Below are 19,782 nucleotides of genomic sequence, written 5' to 3'. Positions count from 1 at the left end.
GCAATTCAGAGGAAAGACGAGGAATCTCAATAATATAGAACTATTCACTAATAACAAATAAAATGAGTGAAGAACAAATAAAAAATTTAGAAGAGCAATTTGAAGCACGTATCGTTCGTGATGATAAAATTGAACCAAAAGATTGGATGCCAGAAAAGTATCGTCAAACACATATTAGACAGATATCACAGCATGCGCATTCAGAAATTGTTGGTATGTTGCCTGAAGGAAATTGGATTACAAGAGCGCCTTCGTTAAGACGAAAAGTTGCCTTATTAGCGAAAGTGCAGGATGAAGGTGGTCATGGTTTGTATTTATATAGTGCTGCTGAAACTTTAGGCATATCGCGTGACGAAATGTTTGAACAATTGCATTCTGGAAAAGCAAAGTATTCATCTATTTTTAACTATCCAGCACTTACTTGGGCAGATATGGGAGCCATTGGTTGGCTAGTAGATGGAGCAGCAATTATTAATCAAGTAGCATTATGTGGTACGTCTTATGGTCCTTATGCTAGAGCAATGGTTAGAATTTGTAAGGAAGAAAGTTTTCATCAACGACAAGGTTATGAAATTATGTTGAAACTTTCAGAAGGAACGCAAGAGCAAAAAGACATGGCTCAAGATGCTTTGAATCGTTTTTGGTGGCCATCATTAATGATGTTTGGTCCTAAAGATGACGAATCACCACATACAGCACAATCCATGAAATGGAAATTGAAGCGTAAAACAAATGATGATTTACGTCAGCAGTTTGTAGATCAAACAGTTCCACAAGCGGAATTAATTGGGTTAACAATTCCTGATCCAGATTTAAAATGGAATGAAGATAAAAAAGGCTATGATTTTGGACCAATTGATTGGGACGAGTTTTGGCAAGTTGTAAAAGGTCATGGACCTTGCAATAAAGAGCGTATGAAAGCTAGAGTTAATGCATGGGAAGAAGGAGCATGGGTTAGAGATGCAGCAATGGCTTATGCTGAAAAACAACAAGAAAGAAAAGAAAAACAAGCGGTTTAAATTTAATAATTATGAAAAAAAACTGGCCACTTTGGGAAGTCTTCGTAAGAAGTAAAAACGGATTAGAACATCGTCATTTTGGAAGCCTACATGCTGCAGATGCAGATATGGCATTAGAAAATGCACGCGATGTCTATACAAGAAGAAATGAAGGTGTAAGTATTTGGGTTGTAGAATCAAAGCATATTACAGCTTCAAATCCAGAGCATAATGGAGAACTATTTGAACCAGCTCAAGATAAGGTATATCGTCACCCAACGTTTTATAATTTACCTGACGAGATAAAACATATGTAGCGATTGTGTTATTCCGAACTTGTTTCGGAATCTCATTAATTCATTACTAATTGTCACCTCGAGCGCAGTCGAGAGGTCTTTAAATAAAAATGATGAAACACGAAAATTTATATAAATACATTATAGGCATCGCAGATAACAGCCTTATTCTTGGACAACGCATGGGAGAATTATGTGGTCATGGACCAAGTTTAGAAACAGATATTGCCTGTACAAATATATCTTTGGATTTATTCGGACAGGTTAGAAGTTACTATCAATATGCAGCTAAAATTGCAGGAGATAATAGAACGGAGGATGATATTGCTATGTTGCGTAAAGAACGTGAGTATGTAAATGTACTTTTAGTTGAACAACCAAATACAGATTTTGCTTATATCATGACACGTCATTTTTTGTTTGATATGTATCATTATATGTTTTTGCAAGAATTGCAAAAAAGTCAAGATTTAACCTTATCAGCAATTGCTACAAAATCAATTAAAGAAGTGAGTTATCACTTGCGATTTTCAACAGATTGGATAAAACGATTAGGAGATGGAACGGAAGAAAGTCATTCTAAAATGCAAAATGCTATTGATGATTTATGGACCTATACAGATGAGTTATTTCATTTAACAGATGCCGATAAAGCTATGGTTAAAGCAGGTGTTGGAGTAGATGTTACAAAACTAAAGGACACCTATTATACAAAAGTTTCTGAAATTTTACAGGAAGCAACACTTGAAGTTCCAGAATCTAAATATTTCCAAAAAGGAGGTAAACAAGGTATTCATACAGAACACATGGGTTATTTGCTAGCTGAATTACAATATATGCAACGTGCTTATCCTAATATGGAATGGTAATAAACATCATTTCGAATGATTTTCTGTTAGATTGAGCTTGTCGAAATCAAAGAAAATTGTATCGAGAACAAACTAAATGGTAACAGAAAAACAACATATAGATAAAACTCTAATCCCAATTCTGGAAAGAGTATCAGATCCTGAAATTCCAGTATTATCAATAATTGATATGGGAGTTGTTCGATCTGCTGTTTTTGAAAATAACATTGTAAAAGTTCAAATCACACCAACATATAGTGGTTGTCCAGCTATGGATGTGATTGGAGATGATATAAAGAAAGCATTAAAAGATGCTGGATATCAATCAGAAATTAAATTGATTCTGGCTCCAGCTTGGACAACAGATTGGATTACACCTAGAGGACGAAAAGCATTGGAAGATTACGGAATAGCAGCACCTTTAGATGCTGAAGCAGATAAAGATGTATTGCTTCATGGAAAACGATTGGTCAAATGTCCACAATGTGGTTCAACAAATACAAAATTAGTAAGTCAGTTTGGTTCAACAGCTTGCAAAGCATTATTTAAATGTGATGACTGTCAAGAACCGTTCGATTATTTTAAATGTTTAAAATAAATGTCATTCAGAGAGAAGCGAAGAATCTATTATTAAGATTACCACATCCTTCGTCCTCGAAATGACAAATAAAAATAAGGTATGAGTAATAATTCAATTCTATTAAAAATTGAACAAAATGTAGCGTACATCACGCTCAACAGACCAGAAGTATTTAATAGTTTTAATCGTGAAATGGCGTTACAACTGCAATCTATTTTAGACGATTGCGAATCTAATAATGCTGTAAGAGCAATTGTTCTTTCTGGAAACGGTAAAGCATTCTGTGCTGGACAAGACTTAAAAGAAGTAACAGATCCTGATTTAAATCCAGGATTTAAAAAAATACTCGAAGAGCACTACAATCCTATAATTACAAGAATTCGAAGCATTAAAAAGCCAATCATTGGCGCAATAAATGGAGTAGCTGCTGGAGCAGGAGCCAATATTGCTTTGGCTTGCGATATTGTTGTTGCTCATGAAAAGGTGAGTTTCATTCAAGCATTTAGCTTAATTGGTTTAGTTCCTGATAGTGCTGGAACATTCTTTTTACCTAGGTTAATAGGTTTTCAAAAAGCACTAGCATTAGCTATGTTAGGTGATAAAGTATCTGCTGAAGAAGCAGAACGATTAGGAATGATTTACAAAATGATTCCTTTTGAAAGTTTTGAAGATGAGGTTGAAAAACTTGCTTTAAAATTGGCTAATATGCCAACTAAAGCACTAGGTATGATTAAAGAATTGTTTAATCAATCTATGACTAATGATTTAGAATCCCAATTAGCTTTAGAATCAAAATTTCAAATAGAAGCAGCCCAAAGTGAAGATTATAGAGAAGGTGTAGCTGCATTTATTGAAAAAAGAAAACCAAATTTCAAAGGAAGATAATATGAATGTTGGAATCATAGGTAGTGGAACAATGGGAAGTGGTATTGCACAAGTAGCTGCTACTTCAGGTTGTCTTGTAAAATTATTCGATACGAATCAAGCTGCTTTAGATAAAGCAAAAGTTGCGTTAGAAAAAATATTGAATAGACTCATTGAAAAAGGAAGAATAGATGTTGTCGAAAAAAATAGAATTCAAAACAACATTTCTTATGTAGATAATTTAAAGGATTTGGCAGATTCTAACTTAACCATAGAAGCTATAATCGAAAATCTAGATATTAAGAAAAAGGTCTTTTCAGAATTAGAAAGTTATGTGTCTGATGATTGTATTATTGCTTCAAACACGTCAAGTTTATCAATTGCCTCAATTGCAGCATCATTGAATAAACCTGAACGATGTGTTGGAATTCATTTTTTCAATCCAGCTCCTTTAATGAAATTGGTAGAGGTTATTCCTGCTATTCAAACATCTAAAGAAGTTTTAGAAAAATCGGTTAAAACTATTTCCGATTGGAAAAAGGTTGTTGCAGTAGCAAAAGATACTCCAGGATTTATTGTTAATAGAGTAGCAAGACCTTTTTATGGTGAATCTTTGCGTATTTATGAAGAAGGAATTGCTGATTTTGCTACTATAGATTGGAGTTTAAAAACTCTTGGAGGTTTTAGAATGGGTCCATTTGAATTGATGGATTTTATTGGAAACGACGTCAATTATACAGTTACAGAAACTGTATTTACTGCTTTCTATTTCGATCCAAGATATAAGCCTGCATTCACACAAAAGCGTTTTGCAGAAGCTGGATATTTAGGGCGAAAATCTGGAAAAGGCTATTATAATTATTCTCAAGGAGCAACTAAACCAGTTCCAAATGAAGATAAAGTATTAGCACAACAAATATTTGATCGCGTTTTAGTCATGTTAATTAATGAAGCTGCAGATGCATTGTTCTTAAACATTGCTTCAGCAGATGATATTGACAATGCCATGACCAAAGGTGTAAATTATCCTAAAGGGTTATTGGCTTGGGCAGATGAAAAAGGCATCGATTGGTGTGTGCAAAAATTAGACGAATTATACAGTGAATATCATGAAGATAGATATCGCTGTAGTCCCTTATTGCGCAAAATGAATAAAGAAAATAAAACATTCTTTTAAATGAAGGGAGAAGCTATTCCTCATAAAATGTTAAGTCAGGATGCCTTCAGTCAATGGTTAGGTATCGAGATATTAGAATGTGAAATTGGTCGCTGTAAAGTGGCTATGACTATACGGAAAGACATGCTAAATAGTATGAGTAAAGCTCATGGTGGAGTTAGCTATTCTTTAGCAGATACTGCCTTTGGTTTTGCAGCAAATACTCATGGTAAATATGCAGTATCAATTGAAACCAGCATTAATCATATTGAAGCTCTAAATGAAGGTGATTATTTAGTAGCAGAATCAGTTATAGAAAACGTAAAAAATAAACTAGGCTTTAACATAATAGAAGTCAAACGTGGCGATGAATTAGTAGCTCTTTTTAAAGGTGTGGTTTATCGTACTCAAAAAGAATGGGAATAAAATTCCTGCGAATGCAGGAATCTCATAATTAGAAATAAAATTTTAAATTGAAACGGAATGTCACCTTGAGCGCAGTCGAAAGGTATTAAATTAAAGTAAAATTAAATAGATACCCACTTTTGTGGGCATTAAATATGAAAGAAGCTTATATAATAGATGGAGTTCGTACTCCAATTGGAAGTTATCAAGGCACATTATCGGCTGTTCGTACAGACGATTTAGGAGCTTTAGTGATTAAAGAATTGGTTAATAGAAATCCTTCAATTCCAAAAGAAGTTTATGACGATGTAATTATGGGTTGCGCAAATCAGGCAGGAGAAGACAATCGTAATGTTGCGAGAATGTCTTTACTTTTAGCAGGATTACCATTTAATGTTCCTGGTGAAACTGTAAATAGATTGTGCAGTTCTGGTCTATCAGCAATTATTCATGCCAATCGTGCTATTAAAGCTGGCGATGGAGATATTTTTATTGCAGGTGGTGTCGAGAATATGACTCGTGGACCATACGTCATCGCGAAACCATCGAAAGGATTCGGAACCGATGCTAAAATGTATGATTCCAGTTTTGGTTGGCGTTTTATAAATCCTAAAATGCAAAAAATGTATGGAACAGATGGCATGGGAAATACAGCAGAGAATCTCGTGGAGAAATATAATATTTCAAGAGAAGATCAAGATAAGTTTGCGTATTGGAGCCAGATGAAAGCAGCCAAAGCGCAAGAAAACGGTCGTTTAGCTAAAGAAATCGTAACAGTTGAAATCCCACAACGTAAAAAAGACCCAATACAATTTTCAAAAGATGAGTTTGTTAAACCTACAACATCATTAGACGTATTGGCAAAATTAAGAGGTGCATTCAAAGCAGAAGGTGGAAGTGTAACTGCTGGAAATTCATCTGGATTAAATGATGGCGCAGCTGCCACGATTATTGCTTCAGAAGACGCCGTAAAAAAATATAATTTAAAACCATTAGCTAGAATCGTGAGTTCTGCTGTGGTAGGAGTAGAACCAAGGATTATGGGAATTGGTCCTGTTGAAGCATCTAATAAAGCGTTAGCAAAAGCAGGATTAACTATGGACGATATGGATGTTATTGAGCTTAACGAAGCCTTTGCAGCACAAGCGTTAGCTTGCACAAGAGCTTGGGGATTGGCAGATAACGATCCAAGATTAAATCCAAATGGAGGAGCCATTGCTATTGGTCACCCACTTGGTGTTACAGGAGCAAGAACAACTTATTCAGCAGCTTTAGAGTTGAATGAACAGAATAAACGATATGCATTGGTTACCATGTGTATTGGTGTTGGACAAGGATATGCAGCAATAATTGAAAGAGTTTAATTATGAAAAAATTACAAAATTACGTTACAGGACAATGGTTAGAAGGTAAAGGCGAAGGAGTCCCAATGTTTGATGCCATTACAGGAGAAATTGTAGGGCTTTCTGATACTGAAGGATTAGACTTTGCAGAAATTCTTCAATACGGAAGAACCAAAGGAGGTGAGAAACTACGTAAAATGACCTTTCAAGAACGTGGAAATATGCTTAAAAAATTAGCGCTCTATTTAGTTAAAAAGAAAGCCGATTTTTATGAGTTAAGTTATAGAACTGGAGCAACAAAAGTTGATAGTTGGATTGATATTGAAGGAGGTTTTGGAAACTTATTTGCTAATGCTTCATTAAGAAAGTTATTCCCAAATCAATCTTATCATGTAGAAGGTGATGCTATTGATTTATCTCGAGGTGGACGTTTTATGGCACATCATATTATGGTGCCAAAACGAGGCGTAGCAATTCATATTAATGCGTTTAACTTTCCGGTTTGGGGCATGTTGGAAAAATGTGCTGTCAATTGGATGGCTGGAGTTCCAGCTGTTGTAAAACCAGCAACCAATACCTCATTTTTAACCGAAGCTGTTGTACGCGAGATTATTGCCTCAGGAATATTGCCTGAAGGCGCTTTACAACTCATTTCGGGGTCTGCAAGAACCATTTTAGATACTGTAGATTCTCAAGATGTTGTAACATTTACAGGTTCAGCATCAACAGGAAGGTTATTAAAATCTCATAAAAGAATAATTAATGAATCTGTACCTTTTACAATGGAAGCCGATTCATTAAATGCTTCTATTTTAGGTGAAGACGCTATTCCTGGAACACCAGAATTCGATTTGTTTATCAAAGAAGTTAGAAAAGAAATGACTGTTAAATGTGGGCAAAAATGTACTGCAATTAGAAGAGTTATTGTACCACAAAATTTAGTTGAAGATGTTCAAATAGCATTAGGAAAAGCTTTAGATAAAATAACTATTGGAGATCCTCGTCTAAAAGAAGTTAGAATGGGAGCTTTAGTAAGTAAAGACCAAGTAACAGAAGTTAGAGATCGTGTTCAAGAATTAGCTAAAACTGCAAGTATTGTTTATGGCGATTTAGATAAAATTGAAACCATTGGAGCAGATGCAAAAAAAGGAGCGTTTTTGAGTCCAATTTTACTACGTGAAGACAACCCTTTTAAAAATTTATCGGTTCATGAAACTGAAGCTTTTGGTCCTGTCAGTACCATTATGCCTTATAAAAATTTAGAGGAAGCTATTACTTTGGCACAAATGGGTAAAGGGTCTTTAGTGTCTTCAATTGCTACTAACGATGATAATATAGCAAAAGAATATGTTATAAATGCTGCAAGTCATCATGGAAGAATATTAGTGCTTAATAGAGAAAGTGCAAAAGAAAGTACAGGACATGGTTCGCCATTACCAAGCTTGGTTCATGGAGGTCCAGGACGTGCAGGTGGAGGTGAAGAAATGGGAGGCATGCGAGGCATTAAGCATTATTTGCAACGTACAGCTATTCAAGGTTCGCCAACAACCTTAACAGAAATAACAGGCATTTATCAGCCAAATGCAGCTTATAAAGAAGCAGAAATGCATCCTTTTAAATATCATTGGGAAGACATTGAGCCTGGAATGTCATTAAAAACACATAAGCGAACATTTACAGATACAGATATCATTAATTTTGCCAATCTTACTTGGGACCATTTTTATGCGCATACAGATATCACATCTTTAGATGGAAGTATTTTCGAAAAAAGAACGGCTCATGGTTATTTCATTATTTCAGCAGCAGCTGGATTATTCGTGTACCCAAATAAAGGACCTGTTTCTGCAAATTATGGATTAGAAGAATGTCGATTCTTGCGTCCATTATATCATAATGACACTGTTTATGTGAGATTAACGTGTAAGCAAAAAGTGGATAGAGATGTGGCTTCAGCTGAACACCCAAGTGGAATCGTGAAATGGTTTGTTGAGGTTTTTGATGCAGAAGATGAGTTGGTTGCTGTTGCAACAATTCTAACTATGGTTCAGAAGAAACAAGAAGTATTTGTTGAAATGACTGATGAAAAAATTCAGGAATGTTTAAATAAGTTAACAGCAGAAGCGAAACCTAAATGGGGAATCATGACGCCTCAACATTTAATGGAGCATCTTGAACTTACCTATAAGATTGCTTCAGGTGAAATTCAAGACTTTGAAATTGCAACTCCTGAAAAGGTTTTGGAAAAAGTGCATAACAGTCTTTATAATTATAAAAAATTCCCAAAAAACACACCATACCCAACTAGTAAAAAAGGAGAATTAGAAGATTTAATACATCCAGATTTTTTAACAGCCAAAGAAAAATTTTTAGAGCAAAGAGAGAAATACAAGACTTTTTTCAAAGAAAATCCAGATGCTATTTTGAAAAATTTAGTTTTCGGTGAATTGAATAGATATGAATCTTATCTGTTAGAAAGAAAGCATTTGAATCATCATTTCGAGCAATTTGGATTGATATAAACTAAATGTCATTCAGAGCGAAGCGAAGAATCTCAAAAGAAAGATTGCCACGTCCTTCGTCCTCGCAATGACAACAAAATAAAATTTATGAGTGACCCATACGTAAAACAAACTATAGAAAACGAAGTAGGATATATTGAGTTTTTTCATCCTGCTCACAACTCTTTACCAGGAGATGTATTAGCTAAATTAGCTCAAACCATTACAAATGCTGGCAATAATAATGAAATTAAAGTCATTGTATTAATGAGTGGAGGCGATAGAACCTTCTGTGCTGGAGCAAGTTTTAAGGAATTAATTAGTATAAATGATGAAGCAACAGGAAAAGTATTCTTTTCAGGTTTTGCTAATGTCATTAACGCAATGCGTAAATGTCCAAAATTCATTATTGGTCGTATTCAAGGAAAAACCGTTGGAGGAGGAGTTGGATTAGCAGCATCAACAGATTATTGTATGGCTTCAAAATTTGCTGCCATAAAATTGAGTGAATTAAACATTGGTATTGGACCTTTTGTAGTAGGACCAGCTATTGAAAGAAAAATGGGATTAAGTGCCATGTCACAAATCGCTATAGATGCTAATTCATTTTATCCTGCTGAATGGGCAAAAGAAAAAGGACTATTTACACAAGTATTTGAAAATACAGAAGCACTAGACGAAGCAGTTAAAACTACTGCAGAACATTTGTGTACTTACAATACTGAAGCCATGCAAGAGATGAAAAATGTATTCTGGCAAGGAACAGAAAATTGGGATGCACTTTTAGCAGAACGTGCAGCAATAAGTGGGAGACTCGTGCTTTCAGAATTTACTAAAGAGAAATTAAAAGGGTTTAAATAACCAATTCCTGCGAAGGCAGGAATCTCATAATAATAAAAAATAGAATTCTGGTATGTCTGCATCATGGCAAATAAACCAAATGGAGTAATTTATATAGGAGTTACAGATAATATAAACGAAAGAGTAAAAGAACATAAATGTAGAATATATCGAAAGTCTTTCACAGCGAGATATAATTGTGAAAATCTTGTTTTTTTTTGAGGAGTTTGAAAATGGAGAAGAAGCTTCAATAAGAGAAAGACAATTCAAAAAGTGTAAGAGAGATTGGAAAGTGAATCTAATAGAAGAGATGAATCCAAGTTGGTCAGATTTAACTGCTAATTGGAATATAGATACTAGAAAATTTAGAATTAACGAATAAGAAAATTCCTGCTTTCGCAGGAAGTAGAAATATGATTTACAGCTTCAAAAATTACACACCAGTTGTTCACGAATCTAGTTTCGTGCATCCTTTGGCTGCAGTAACTGGAAATGTCATTATTGGAAGAAATTGTTATATAGGTCCAGGAGCAGCCATTCGTGGAGATTGGGGACAAATTATTTTAGAAGATGGTGTTAATGTTCAGGAAAACTGTACAATTCACATGTTTCCAGGAAAATCTATTACACTAAAAGAGAGCGCTCATGTTGGTCATGGAGCTATTATTCATGGCGCGAATTTGGGCAGAAATTGTTTGATTGGAATGAATTCGGTTATTATGGATGATGCCGAGATTGGTGACGAAAGTATTGTTGGAGCTATGGCTTTTGTTAAAGCAGAAACTATAATTCCAAAGCGAAGTCTAGTTGTTGGAAATCCTGCAAAAGTGATTAAACAAGTTAGTGATGAAATGATTGCTTGGAAAACCAGAGGCACACAGTTATACCAGCAGTTGCCAGCTGATTGTCATGAGAGTTTAAAGGAAGTGGAACCTTTGAGAGAAGTTCCAGAAAATATGAAAATGCAGGAAGATGTCTATAAGACGCTTCGTGAACATTTCCTGCGAAAGCAGGAATCTCATATTAAAAAGAAATGAAACGTTGGTATGTTTATATTATGGCAAACAAACCTAATGGAGTAACTTATATAGGTATGACTGATGATATTGAGGAAAGAATTAAAGAACACAAACTGAAAATTCGTCCAAAATCATTTACTGCAAAATATAACTGTGATAAACTCATATATTTTGAAGAGTATGAAGTTGACGAAAAAGCAATAATTAGAGAACGACAACTTAAAAAATGGAAAAGAGACTGGAAAATAAAGCTGATTGAGGAAATGAATCCTAGTTGGACGGATTTAAGTACGAACTGGAGTTTAGATTTTAATAAAATTAGAAATGAAAGATAAAGAGATTCCTGCCTACGCAGGAAGTTTTGAATTTAAAATGCCAAAATTAGGCGAAAGTATTACAGAAGCAGCCATTATTACATGGTTCAAAAATGTTGGCGATACTATTGAAGAAGATGAAATGCTATTAGAAGTTGCTACAGATAAAGTAGATTCTGAAGTGCCTTCAACTATTTCTGGTGTAATTGAACAGATTCTTTACAAGGCAAATGAAGTTATTAAAATAGGTGAAACCATAGCCATTATTAAAACAGATGGTAAAACATCATCTTCAAAATTATCAAAAAAGCAAAATGTCATTCAGAGCGATAGCGAAGAATCTCTAAAGCAGAAGAGAGAAGTTAAAAAGAAACGAACTATCACTTCAGAAACTGTTGAAGGATCTCAATCATTTTCAGTTTCAAATTCAAACACGTTTTTTTCACCATTAATTATTTCAATTGCTAAAGAACAACACATTAGTTTTGAAGAACTAGCTAGAATTCCGGCTACAGGAAATGATGGAAGATTGCGCAAAAGTGATGTTTTTAATTATATAAACGAAGGCAGACCTTATCAGTTTGTACAACCTGTAACAACACAAGATCCAACAGCATACAGAATTCCACAATTAAATTTCGATAAAGGCAAAGGGAAAGTAATAGAAATGGATAGAATGCGCCAAATGATTGCTGATCGTATGGTTTATTCAAAACACACTTCGCCTCATGTTACAGCCTACGTAGAAGCCGATTTAACAAATATGGTAAATTGGCGAAATACCAATAAAGTAGCTTTTGAAAAGAAGTATGGCGAAAGATTAACTTTCACACCATTATTTGTTGAGGCAGTATCAAAAGCAGTCAAAGATTTTCCAAATATTAATGCTTCTGTAGATGGTAAGAATATTATAGTAAAAGAAGAAATCAATATAGGTATGGCAACTGCTTTGCCAAGTGGAAATTTGATAGTTCCTGTTGTGAAAAATGCAGACCAGAAAGATTTAAAAGCATTAGCTAAAAACGTAAATGATCTAGCAATAAAAGCTAGAGAAAATAAATTGGTAGGAGACGATATTAAAGGAAGTACTTTCACCATATCGAACGTAGGAACGTTTGGAAGCGTGATGGGAACACCTATTATTAATCAGCCAGAAGTTGCCATTTTAGCTCTAGGAATTATAAAAAAACGCCCAGAAGTTATTGAAACAGAAAAAGGTGATGAAATTGCCATTCGAAGTATGATGTATTTGTCTTTATCCTTTGATCATCGTGTAGTTGATGGATTTTTAGGAGGAAGTTTTGTACGTCGTGTTGCTGATTATTTTGAACAATTTGATATCAATAGAGAAATATAAATCGCGTTGTTATTCCGAGTATGTCGAGGAATCTCAACTCAAAAAAATATAAAATGTCTAATAACATTTCAATTACCAAAGTAGAAAAATCAAGAGTCGATACATTAGACTTTAACAACATTCCGTTAGGAACAACATTTACGGACCATATGTTTATTTGCGATTACGAAAATGGACAATGGGTTAATCCTAGAATAGAACCTTTAGCTTTAATTCCAACGCATCCTGCAGCAATGGCATTACATTATGGTCAAGCCATTTTTGAAGGGATGAAGGCTACGGTTGATGCCGAAGGAAACCCTATGTTATTCCGTCCAAATAAAAATGCAGAACGCTTGAATTTTAGTGCAGACAGAATGGGTATGCCAGATTTCCCTGAATCTCTTTTTGTAGAAGGATTAAAGCAGTTAGTAGCCTTAGAAAAAAGTTGGATTCCACCTCAAGATGGAAGTGCATTGTATCTTCGACCTTTTATGTATGCCGATGAACCTTTTATAGGTATGCGAGCAGCCACTCATTATAAATTCATAATTATTGCTTCACCAGCTGGACCATTCTTTAGCAAACGCATAAAATTATGGGCAGAGAAAAAATACATTAGAGCAGTAGCAGGAGGAACAGGAGAGGCTAAAGCTGCTGGTAATTATGCTGCAGCCATTCGTCCAACAGAACTGGCAAAATCCAAAGGCTACGACCAAGTTTTGTGGTTAGATGCAGTTGAACATAAATACATCCAGGAAGTTGGAACCATGAACATCTTTTTCAAAATTGATGGTAAAATAATCACTCCAGGAAGAGATGGAGCCATATTAGATGGCATCACGCGTATTAGTGTTATGGAATTATTAAAACATAAAGGATTTGAAGTTGTTGAACGACCAATTAGTATCGACGAAGTTAAAGAAGCTTCTAATAACGGTACTTTAGAAGAAGCTTTTGGTACAGGAACAGCAGTAGGTATAGCTTATATTCAAGACATTGGATTGAATGGAGACGTTATTCATGTGTCTAACGAAAGCCCAGTAGGTTTGGATATTAATAATACATTGAATGGAATTAAAACAGGTAAGATTGAAGATACATTCAATTGGATGGTTAAAATAGAAAAGGTTTTAGTTAAATGAAGAAAGAAATTTTAAGAAAAGGATTTTCAAATTTATGTACTGCCAAATCTATGGCAGAATTATACGAAGCTAATTTTAAGCAAGTATCTAAATACGTGCATGCAACGTCAAGAGGTCATGAAGCCATTCAAACAGCTTTAGGCATGCAATTACTGTCTCAAGATTATGCTTTTCCATATTACAGAGACGATGCCATGTTATTGTCGTTCGGATTAAAACCTTACGATTTAATGTTGCAATTATTAGCAAAAAAAGACGATCCATTTTCTGGAGGAAGAACTTATTATTGCCATCCTAGTTTAAAGGATGCAGATAAACCAAAAATACCTCATCAATCTTCAGCAACAGGCATGCAAGCTATTCCAGCAACTGGAGTTGCCATGGGAATGCAGTATAAAGAATTACAAGGGTTAGATGATAAAACACTAAAAGAGTTGCCTCTTGTGGTTTGTTCTCTTGGAGATGCATCAGTAACCGAAGGTGAAATTTCAGAAGCTTTTCAAATGGCTGTTTTAAAGCAAATGCCAATTTTATATTTGGTACAAGATAATGGTTGGGATATTTCGGCGAATGCAGCAGAAACCAGAGCGCAAAATGCCTTCGAATATGCTAAAGGATTTAAAGGTTTAGAAGCTATTTCTATAGATGGAGCCAATTTTATTGAAAGTTACGAGGCTGTTGAAAAAGTAATAAAAACTATTAGAAAAGAACGTCGACCGTTTTTAGTTCACGCTAAAGTACCATTATTAAATCATCATACATCTGGTGTGCGAATGGAATGGTATCGAGACGATTTAGAAGAAGCAAGATCTCGTGATCCATATCCAGTTTTAAAACAACAGTTGTTGGACAATGGTTTTTCTTCTGAAGAAATTCAAGAGATTGAGAATTCTGCAATAGAAAAAGTTGAAAAAGATTTTCAGAAAGCACTCAAAGCAGAAGACCCATCGCCTGAGGATTTATTTACAAACGATTTTGTTCCAACGCCAATCACAGAAGAAAAAGGTGAGCGTTCCCCTAAAGGAGCCGATAAAGTTGTGATGGTAGATTGTGCCTTATTTGCAGTTGAAGAACTTATGAGAAAACATAAAGAATGTTTGCTTTATGGACAAGATGTTGGAGGAAGGTTAGGAGGCGTTTTTAGGGAAGCAGCAACGCTAGCTCAGAAATTTGGAGACGACAGGGTTTTTAACACACCTATTCAAGAAGCTTTTATTGTAGGTTCAACAGTTGGTATGAGTGCAGTAGGTTTAAAACCCATTGTTGAGGTACAATTTGCCGATTATATTTGGCCAGGATTAAATCAATTATTTACTGAAGTAAGTAGAAGTTGTTATTTAAGTAACGGAAAATGGCCAGTAAGTATGATTCTTCGTGTGCCAATTGGTGCTTATGGAAGTGGAGGACCTTATCATTCTTCTTCTGTAGAAAGTGTTTTAACAAATATTCGAGGGATAAAAATAGCTTATCCAAGTAATGGAGCCGATTTAAAAGGTTTAATGAAAGCTGCTTATTACGACCCAAATCCTGTAGTAATTTTAGAACACAAAGGTTTGTACTGGTCTAAAGTTCCAGGAACACAAGGAGCTACTTCGGTAGAGCCTGCAGAAAATTACGTTTTACCTTTTGGTAAAGCATGGATTCTTCAAGAAATCTGGAAACAGGAAGATGTTGAAACATTAACAGTTGTATGCTATGGAATGGGTGTGCATTGGGCATATAATGCGTCTAGTGAATTAGGTATGCGAGAACAAATAGAAATCATTGATTTACGTACATTGTTTCCTTTGGATGAAGAAACCATTATGAAATCGGTTAAAAAAACCGGAAAGTGTTTGGTAGTTACTGAAGAACCTAGTAATAATAGTTTTGCAAGAGCATTATCAGGAAAAATTCAAGAAGAATGTTTTAAATTTCTTGATGCTCCAGTTATGGTTATTGGTAGTGAAAACATGCCAGCTATACCATTAAATGCTACTTTAGAGCAAACCATGATACCTTCTACAGAAAAGGTAAAAGCTAAAATTCAAGATTTATTAAAGTATTAAAAATAAAAAAGCCTATCGTAGGATAGGCTTTTTTTAAAAGTTTAAAAGTAAATCTTAGATTACTTTTACGTTTATAGCGTTTAGGCCTTTTTTACCTTCTGTTAAATCGAATTCAACTGTGTCACCTTCTCTAACCTCATCGATTAGTCCTGAAATGTGCACGAAATGCTCTTTATTGTTTCCTTCTTCTGTGATGAATCCAAAACCTTTAGAGTCATTAAAAAATTTTACTGTACCAGTACTCATAATAATAATTTATTTAATTAAGTTGCAAAGGTAATCTAATATTCTGATTTTTAAAGCTTTTTCGAATATAGTTTGAAAATAAAGAGATTTAGCTATATTTAAAATAATTTTATCAGAGATAGAGATATTTAAAAATAAATAAAGATATATTGATATTTTTTGTATATTTATTTTTTAATTAATTAACTAATTACTATCATGAAAAAATACATTTCATTTTTAAGCTTTATAGCTTTATTTTTTATTGGCATGCAATTTTCTTCTGCACAAACTGCAGATAAACAGCAAAGTCCAGAGGCCATTGCAAAACAACAAACGTATCAACTTCACAAACTTCTTAACTTAACGGGAGATCAACAAGGAGATATTTTTAGAGTATTGGTTGATGCACAACAAAACTTACAAGTACTCGATAAAAAAGACAATACAGATATAATTAAGCAGGAAGGTACTAGAACAGTAAATAATAATGTTGAAGCTAGTTTTAAAAAGATTTTAACTCCAGAGCAATTTAAAACTTACCAAGAGTCCCTAGTAAAAGAGGAAAAAAAATAAGTATTACATTTAATTTATAAAAAAAGCGACTCATCGAGTCGCTTTTTTTATTAGTTATTTTCAGCATTTGGAGGGTATTTCACCATGATTGCTGCAACAAATTCTTTAATGCGCTCTTCTTTTTTATTTGTATTCTGACTTAAATAACCAGTACCAACGCCTTGCCAAACAAGTTCTTTTTTATTAGCATCAATTAAATCAATATATAATACACCCTCTGTTGATGTGGTTACTGTGTTGTAACTGCCCCAATAATAAGGGCTCCAGCCCCAACCATAACCATATGGGTAATAACCTGAACTTTGTACATTTACTTTTTCTCTAGATTTGGTAAAAATGCTTACTAATAAATCAGGAGTTTCAGATTTTGTAAATCCTTTAGCTAACATTTCAGATTCAATGGCGCGAAGAATTCTTCGCTTATCTAAATCACTAATTTCAGCTTTATCAATTCCTGTTTTATAAAATGCAAAGGTCTTGTAATCTGTAAAATTTGCTTCTTTGTCATAATCTGAAGCAACATTAATTGAAACACATGAAACAATACTGATAAATAAGAAGAAAATGGTTACATGTTTTAAGATGCTCCTTTTATTCTTAATGAGGTTTAGAGTTTGATTAGGTAAGTGATTAATTTTTTTCATAGCAAGATTTTTAAGTTAAAACGAGTCTAGTAAACTATCATCAACTAAGTTTGGGAGTGTTACTTTTAAATTAGGTTCTACTTCCATGGCTCTTTTAATGGCAAAAATAGCTTCGTTGTTTCTTGCCCAACTTCGTCTAGAAATGCCATTATTAACATCCCAGAAGAGCATAGATTTTAGGCGTCTTTCTGCATCTTTACTACCATCAAGAACCATACCAAATCCACCGTTTATAACTTCTCCCCAGCCAACACCACCACCATTGTGGATGCTTACCCAAGTGGCTCCTCTAAAGCTATCTCCAATAACATTTTGAATAGCCATATCTGATGTGAAACGTGAACCATCATAAATATTACTGGTTTCTCTATAAGGTGAATCTGTTCCAGAAACATCATGATGATCGCGACCTAGAACCACATAACCAATCTCTCCTTCTGAAATGGCATTATTAAAAGCTTCTGCAATTTTCATTCGTCCTTCTGCATCAGCATAAAGGATTCTTGCTTGTGAGCCTACTACCAATTTGTTTTCTTGTGCTCCTTTAATCCATTTTATGTTATCAGCCATTTGTTGTTGTATTTCTAATGGGGAATTGGTTTTTATTTCCTCTAAAACTTTACAGGCAATAGCATCGGTTTTAGCTAAATCTTCTGGCTTACCTGATGTACAAACCCAACGGAATGGACCAAACCCATAATCGAAACACATTGGACCCATAATATCTTGAACATAACTAGGGTACTTGAATTCTCTGCCAATTGTTGGGTTTTTAGACATAACATCTGCTCCAGCACGTGATGCTTCTAATAAGAATGCGTTTCCATAATCGAAAAAATAAGTGCCTTTAGCTGTGTGTTTATTGATAGCTTTTGCATGACGACGTAATGTTTCCTGTACTTTTTCTTTAAATAATACAGGATTGTTTGCCATCATCTCATTTGCATCATCAAACGATATTCCAACAGGATAATAACCACCTGCCCAAGGGTTATGGAGCGAAGTTTGGTCACTTCCTAAGTCAATATAAATATTTTCTTCATCGAATTTTTCCCAAACATCCACTATATTTCCTAAATAGGCTATGGAAACTGTTTCTTTTTTTGCTTTAGCTTCTTTAACTCTTTGAACTAAAACATCTAGATCTATTATTTTTTCATCTATCCAACCTTGGTCTAAACGTACTTGGGTTATTTTTGGATTGACTTCAGCACATACAGTTATACATCCTGCAATATTACCAGCTTTTGGTTGTGCTCCACTCATACCACCTAAGCCTGAGGTTACGAATAGATTTCCTTTTGGTTCTTTTTTTATTTTTCTAAAGCCATTTAAAACTGTAATGGTTGTTCCATGGACAATACCTTGAGGGCCAATATACATATAACTTCCAGCAGTCATTTGTCCATATTGGGTAACTCCTAGTGCATTAAATTTCTCCCAATCGTCTGGTTTAGAGTAATTTGGTATCATCATGCCATTAGTAACCACAACTCTTGGTGCATCTTTATGGCTGGGAAATAAGCCCATTGGGTGTCCAGAATAGATTACTAAAGTTTGCTCATCATTCATTTCAGCTAAATACTTCATGGTTAATCTGTATTGCGCCCAATTGGAAAATACAGCGCCATTTCCTCCATATGTAATTAGCTCATGAGGATGTTGTGCCACTGCATGATCTAAATTATTCTGAATCATAAGCATAATAGCTGCTGCCTGCTTTGATTTTGCTGGATACTCTTCTATTGGTCTGGCATAGATTTCATAATCCGGATGAAAACGATACATATAAATTCTTCCATAAGTTTCTAATTCACTTTTAAATTCTGGAAGTAAAATTTCATGATGTTTTTTATCAAAATAACGCAAGGCATTTTTAAGAGCCAGTTTTTTTTCTTCAGCTGTTAAAATATCTTTTCGTTTCGGTGCATGGTTCACGCTTGGGTTGTATGCTTTTGATTGTGGTAAAATATTTGGTATGCCTTCTAGTATTTGTTCTTGAAATGTCATAAATTCAGTATTCAGTATTCAGTATTCAGTATTCAGTATTCAGTATTCAGTATTCAGTATTCAGTATTCAGTATTCAGTATTCAGTATTCAGTATTCAGTATTCAGTATTCAGTTCGTTTTATTATTAAACCCATAAGGACAATGTCTACATCCACTCTCACAGCAATAGCCTCTTTTTAAAAGATATTGCTCAGTAAAACACCTATATCCTTCAGGAGTTAAATAGTAATCGCCTTCTTCTAATGGGATATATTTCTTCATAAGGCAAAGATAATGTAAATTGGATTGATTTTTGAATGGTTAAAAGACATGATTTTATTTTCAAAATATATGGTGCCAAAGGGTTATTCGGGGATTACCATTTTTCCTTTTGTGATATTAAGACATTATAGTTTAAAGCAAGATTCTGTTTTAATTAATCATGAAAAAATTCATCTAAAACAACAATTAGAATTATTAGTGTTGCCATTTTTTATTATTTATAGTTTTGAATTTCTTATTAGATTGTTTCAATATAAATCTTGGAATTTAGCTTATAAGCAGATTTCTTTTGAACGAGAAGCTTATGTAAATGAAAAAGACCTTAACTATTTAAAGTCAAGATCTTTTTGGAGTTTTATTAAATATTTCTAA

Annotated in this window: 23 protein-coding genes; 19 read left to right on the top strand and 4 right to left on the bottom strand. The window is 34.2% G+C overall.

All coding sequences use genetic code 11. The annotated features are described in order from the left end of the window. Window positions 1-62 precede the first annotated feature (62 nt). The 17 genes from paaA (at window position 63) to LX78_RS13135 (ending at window position 15,693) form a co-directional block, all read left to right on the top strand. Window positions 63-1,019 carry a 1,2-phenylacetyl-CoA epoxidase subunit PaaA gene (gene paaA / locus LX78_RS13210; RefSeq protein WP_109683251.1) on the top strand — a complete coding sequence of 319 codons (957 nt, stop codon included), beginning with the start codon at window positions 63-65 and terminating at the stop codon, window positions 1,017-1,019. A gap of 11 nt (window positions 1,020-1,030) precedes the next feature. Then, window positions 1,031-1,315 carry a 1,2-phenylacetyl-CoA epoxidase subunit PaaB gene (paaB, locus tag LX78_RS13205; RefSeq protein ID WP_109683250.1) on the top strand — a complete coding sequence of 95 codons (285 nt, stop codon included), beginning with the start codon at window positions 1,031-1,033 and terminating at the stop codon, window positions 1,313-1,315. A 92-nt stretch (window positions 1,316-1,407) separates the two neighbouring features. Further along, on the top strand, window positions 1,408-2,163 hold the full coding sequence (paaC, locus tag LX78_RS13200; protein WP_109683248.1) for a 1,2-phenylacetyl-CoA epoxidase subunit PaaC: 756 nt from the start codon (window positions 1,408-1,410) through the stop codon (window positions 2,161-2,163). 76 nt (window positions 2,164-2,239) lie between these two features. Then, window positions 2,240-2,740 (top strand): 1,2-phenylacetyl-CoA epoxidase subunit PaaD, encoded by a 501-nt coding sequence (gene paaD, locus LX78_RS13195; RefSeq protein WP_109683246.1) that lies wholly within the window; start codon window positions 2,240-2,242, stop codon window positions 2,738-2,740. A gap of 81 nt (window positions 2,741-2,821) precedes the next feature. Continuing rightward, window positions 2,822-3,607: an enoyl-CoA hydratase-related protein gene (locus LX78_RS13190; protein WP_109683245.1), complete on the top strand. Its 786-nt coding sequence runs from the start codon at window positions 2,822-2,824 to the stop codon at window positions 3,605-3,607. 1 nt (window position 3,608) lies between these two features. Further along, window positions 3,609-4,763: a 3-hydroxyacyl-CoA dehydrogenase NAD-binding domain-containing protein gene (locus LX78_RS13185; protein WP_109683277.1), complete on the top strand. Its 1,155-nt coding sequence runs from the start codon at window positions 3,609-3,611 to the stop codon at window positions 4,761-4,763. Beyond that, the gene (locus LX78_RS13180; protein ID WP_109683243.1) at window positions 4,764-5,168 is read left to right on the top strand and encodes a hotdog fold thioesterase; all 405 of its coding nucleotides are present in this window, start codon (window positions 4,764-4,766) and stop codon (window positions 5,166-5,168) included. It begins immediately after the preceding gene. Window positions 5,169-5,302: 134 nt separating this feature from the next. Next, complete coding sequence (gene pcaF, locus LX78_RS13175) at window positions 5,303-6,511, top strand: 3-oxoadipyl-CoA thiolase (protein WP_109683242.1); 1,209 nt, start codon at window positions 5,303-5,305, stop codon at window positions 6,509-6,511. A gap of 2 nt (window positions 6,512-6,513) precedes the next feature. Then, complete coding sequence (gene paaZ / locus LX78_RS13170) at window positions 6,514-9,012, top strand: phenylacetic acid degradation bifunctional protein PaaZ (RefSeq protein ID WP_109683240.1); 2,499 nt, start codon at window positions 6,514-6,516, stop codon at window positions 9,010-9,012. An 87-nt stretch (window positions 9,013-9,099) separates the two neighbouring features. Continuing rightward, entirely contained in the window at window positions 9,100-9,852 is a 753-nt protein-coding gene (locus LX78_RS13165) for an enoyl-CoA hydratase/isomerase family protein (protein ID WP_109683238.1), read from the top strand. Window positions 9,853-9,915: 63 nt separating this feature from the next. Then, window positions 9,916-10,053 carry a GIY-YIG nuclease family protein gene (locus LX78_RS14950; RefSeq protein WP_245881536.1) on the top strand — a complete coding sequence of 46 codons (138 nt, stop codon included), beginning with the start codon at window positions 9,916-9,918 and terminating at the stop codon, window positions 10,051-10,053. Then, entirely contained in the window at window positions 10,040-10,213 is a 174-nt protein-coding gene (locus LX78_RS14945) for a GIY-YIG nuclease family protein (RefSeq protein ID WP_245881535.1), read from the top strand. The genes LX78_RS14950 and LX78_RS14945 overlap by 14 nt, the downstream gene beginning before the upstream one ends. A gap of 31 nt (window positions 10,214-10,244) precedes the next feature. Continuing rightward, a complete protein-coding gene (locus tag LX78_RS13155; RefSeq protein ID WP_109683236.1) occupies window positions 10,245-10,868 on the top strand; it encodes an acyltransferase in 624 nt (207 codons plus the stop codon). Beyond that, on the top strand, window positions 10,865-11,185 hold the full coding sequence (locus LX78_RS13150; protein ID WP_245881534.1) for a GIY-YIG nuclease family protein: 321 nt from the start codon (window positions 10,865-10,867) through the stop codon (window positions 11,183-11,185). Before LX78_RS13155 ends, LX78_RS13150 begins: the two co-directional genes overlap by 4 nt. After that, the gene (locus LX78_RS13145; RefSeq protein WP_245881533.1) at window positions 11,175-12,521 is read left to right on the top strand and encodes a dihydrolipoamide acetyltransferase family protein; all 1,347 of its coding nucleotides are present in this window, start codon (window positions 11,175-11,177) and stop codon (window positions 12,519-12,521) included. Before LX78_RS13150 ends, LX78_RS13145 begins: the two co-directional genes overlap by 11 nt. A 53-nt stretch (window positions 12,522-12,574) precedes the next feature. Continuing rightward, the gene (locus LX78_RS13140; RefSeq protein WP_109683235.1) at window positions 12,575-13,645 is read left to right on the top strand and encodes a branched-chain amino acid aminotransferase; all 1,071 of its coding nucleotides are present in this window, start codon (window positions 12,575-12,577) and stop codon (window positions 13,643-13,645) included. Further along, window positions 13,642-15,693: an alpha-ketoacid dehydrogenase subunit alpha/beta gene (locus LX78_RS13135; protein ID WP_109683233.1), complete on the top strand. Its 2,052-nt coding sequence runs from the start codon at window positions 13,642-13,644 to the stop codon at window positions 15,691-15,693. Before LX78_RS13140 ends, LX78_RS13135 begins: the two co-directional genes overlap by 4 nt. Before the next feature lie 54 nt (window positions 15,694-15,747). On the opposite strand, the gene LX78_RS13130 is transcribed toward LX78_RS13135, so the two are convergent. After that, complete coding sequence (locus LX78_RS13130; RefSeq protein WP_109307599.1) at window positions 15,748-15,939, bottom strand: cold-shock protein; 192 nt, start codon at window positions 15,937-15,939, stop codon at window positions 15,748-15,750. Window positions 15,940-16,137: 198 nt separating this feature from the next. Between LX78_RS13130 and LX78_RS13125 the strand changes: the two genes are divergently transcribed. Then, window positions 16,138-16,494 carry a hypothetical protein gene (locus tag LX78_RS13125; protein WP_109683231.1) on the top strand — a complete coding sequence of 119 codons (357 nt, stop codon included), beginning with the start codon at window positions 16,138-16,140 and terminating at the stop codon, window positions 16,492-16,494. Between the two features lie 50 nt (window positions 16,495-16,544). On the opposite strand, the gene LX78_RS13120 is transcribed toward LX78_RS13125, so the two are convergent. The 3 genes from LX78_RS13120 to LX78_RS14845 all read right to left on the bottom strand — a co-directional run bounded on the left by LX78_RS13120 (window position 16,545) and on the right by LX78_RS14845 (window position 19,410). Continuing rightward, entirely contained in the window at window positions 16,545-17,138 is a 594-nt protein-coding gene (locus tag LX78_RS13120) for a DUF4136 domain-containing protein (protein WP_109683229.1), read from the bottom strand. 15 nt (window positions 17,139-17,153) lie between these two features. After that, a complete protein-coding gene (locus LX78_RS13115) occupies window positions 17,154-19,148 on the bottom strand; it encodes a urocanate hydratase (RefSeq protein WP_109683228.1) in 1,995 nt (664 codons plus the stop codon). A 109-nt stretch (window positions 19,149-19,257) separates the two neighbouring features. Further along, on the bottom strand, window positions 19,258-19,410 hold the full coding sequence (locus LX78_RS14845) for a DUF5522 domain-containing protein (protein WP_170109854.1): 153 nt from the start codon (window positions 19,408-19,410) through the stop codon (window positions 19,258-19,260). A gap of 48 nt (window positions 19,411-19,458) precedes the next feature. Between LX78_RS14845 and LX78_RS13110 the strand changes: the two genes are divergently transcribed. Continuing rightward, the gene (locus LX78_RS13110) at window positions 19,459-19,782 is read left to right on the top strand and encodes a hypothetical protein (RefSeq protein ID WP_109683226.1); all 324 of its coding nucleotides are present in this window, start codon (window positions 19,459-19,461) and stop codon (window positions 19,780-19,782) included.

Origin of the sequence: Xanthomarina spongicola (genome assembly GCF_003148645.1) — a bacterium.
Classification (GTDB): Bacteria; Bacteroidota; Bacteroidia; order Flavobacteriales; family Flavobacteriaceae; genus Xanthomarina; species Xanthomarina spongicola.
The sequence above is the reverse complement of the archived record's forward strand: the minus strand, read 5'-3'. Positions and strand labels throughout refer to the sequence as shown.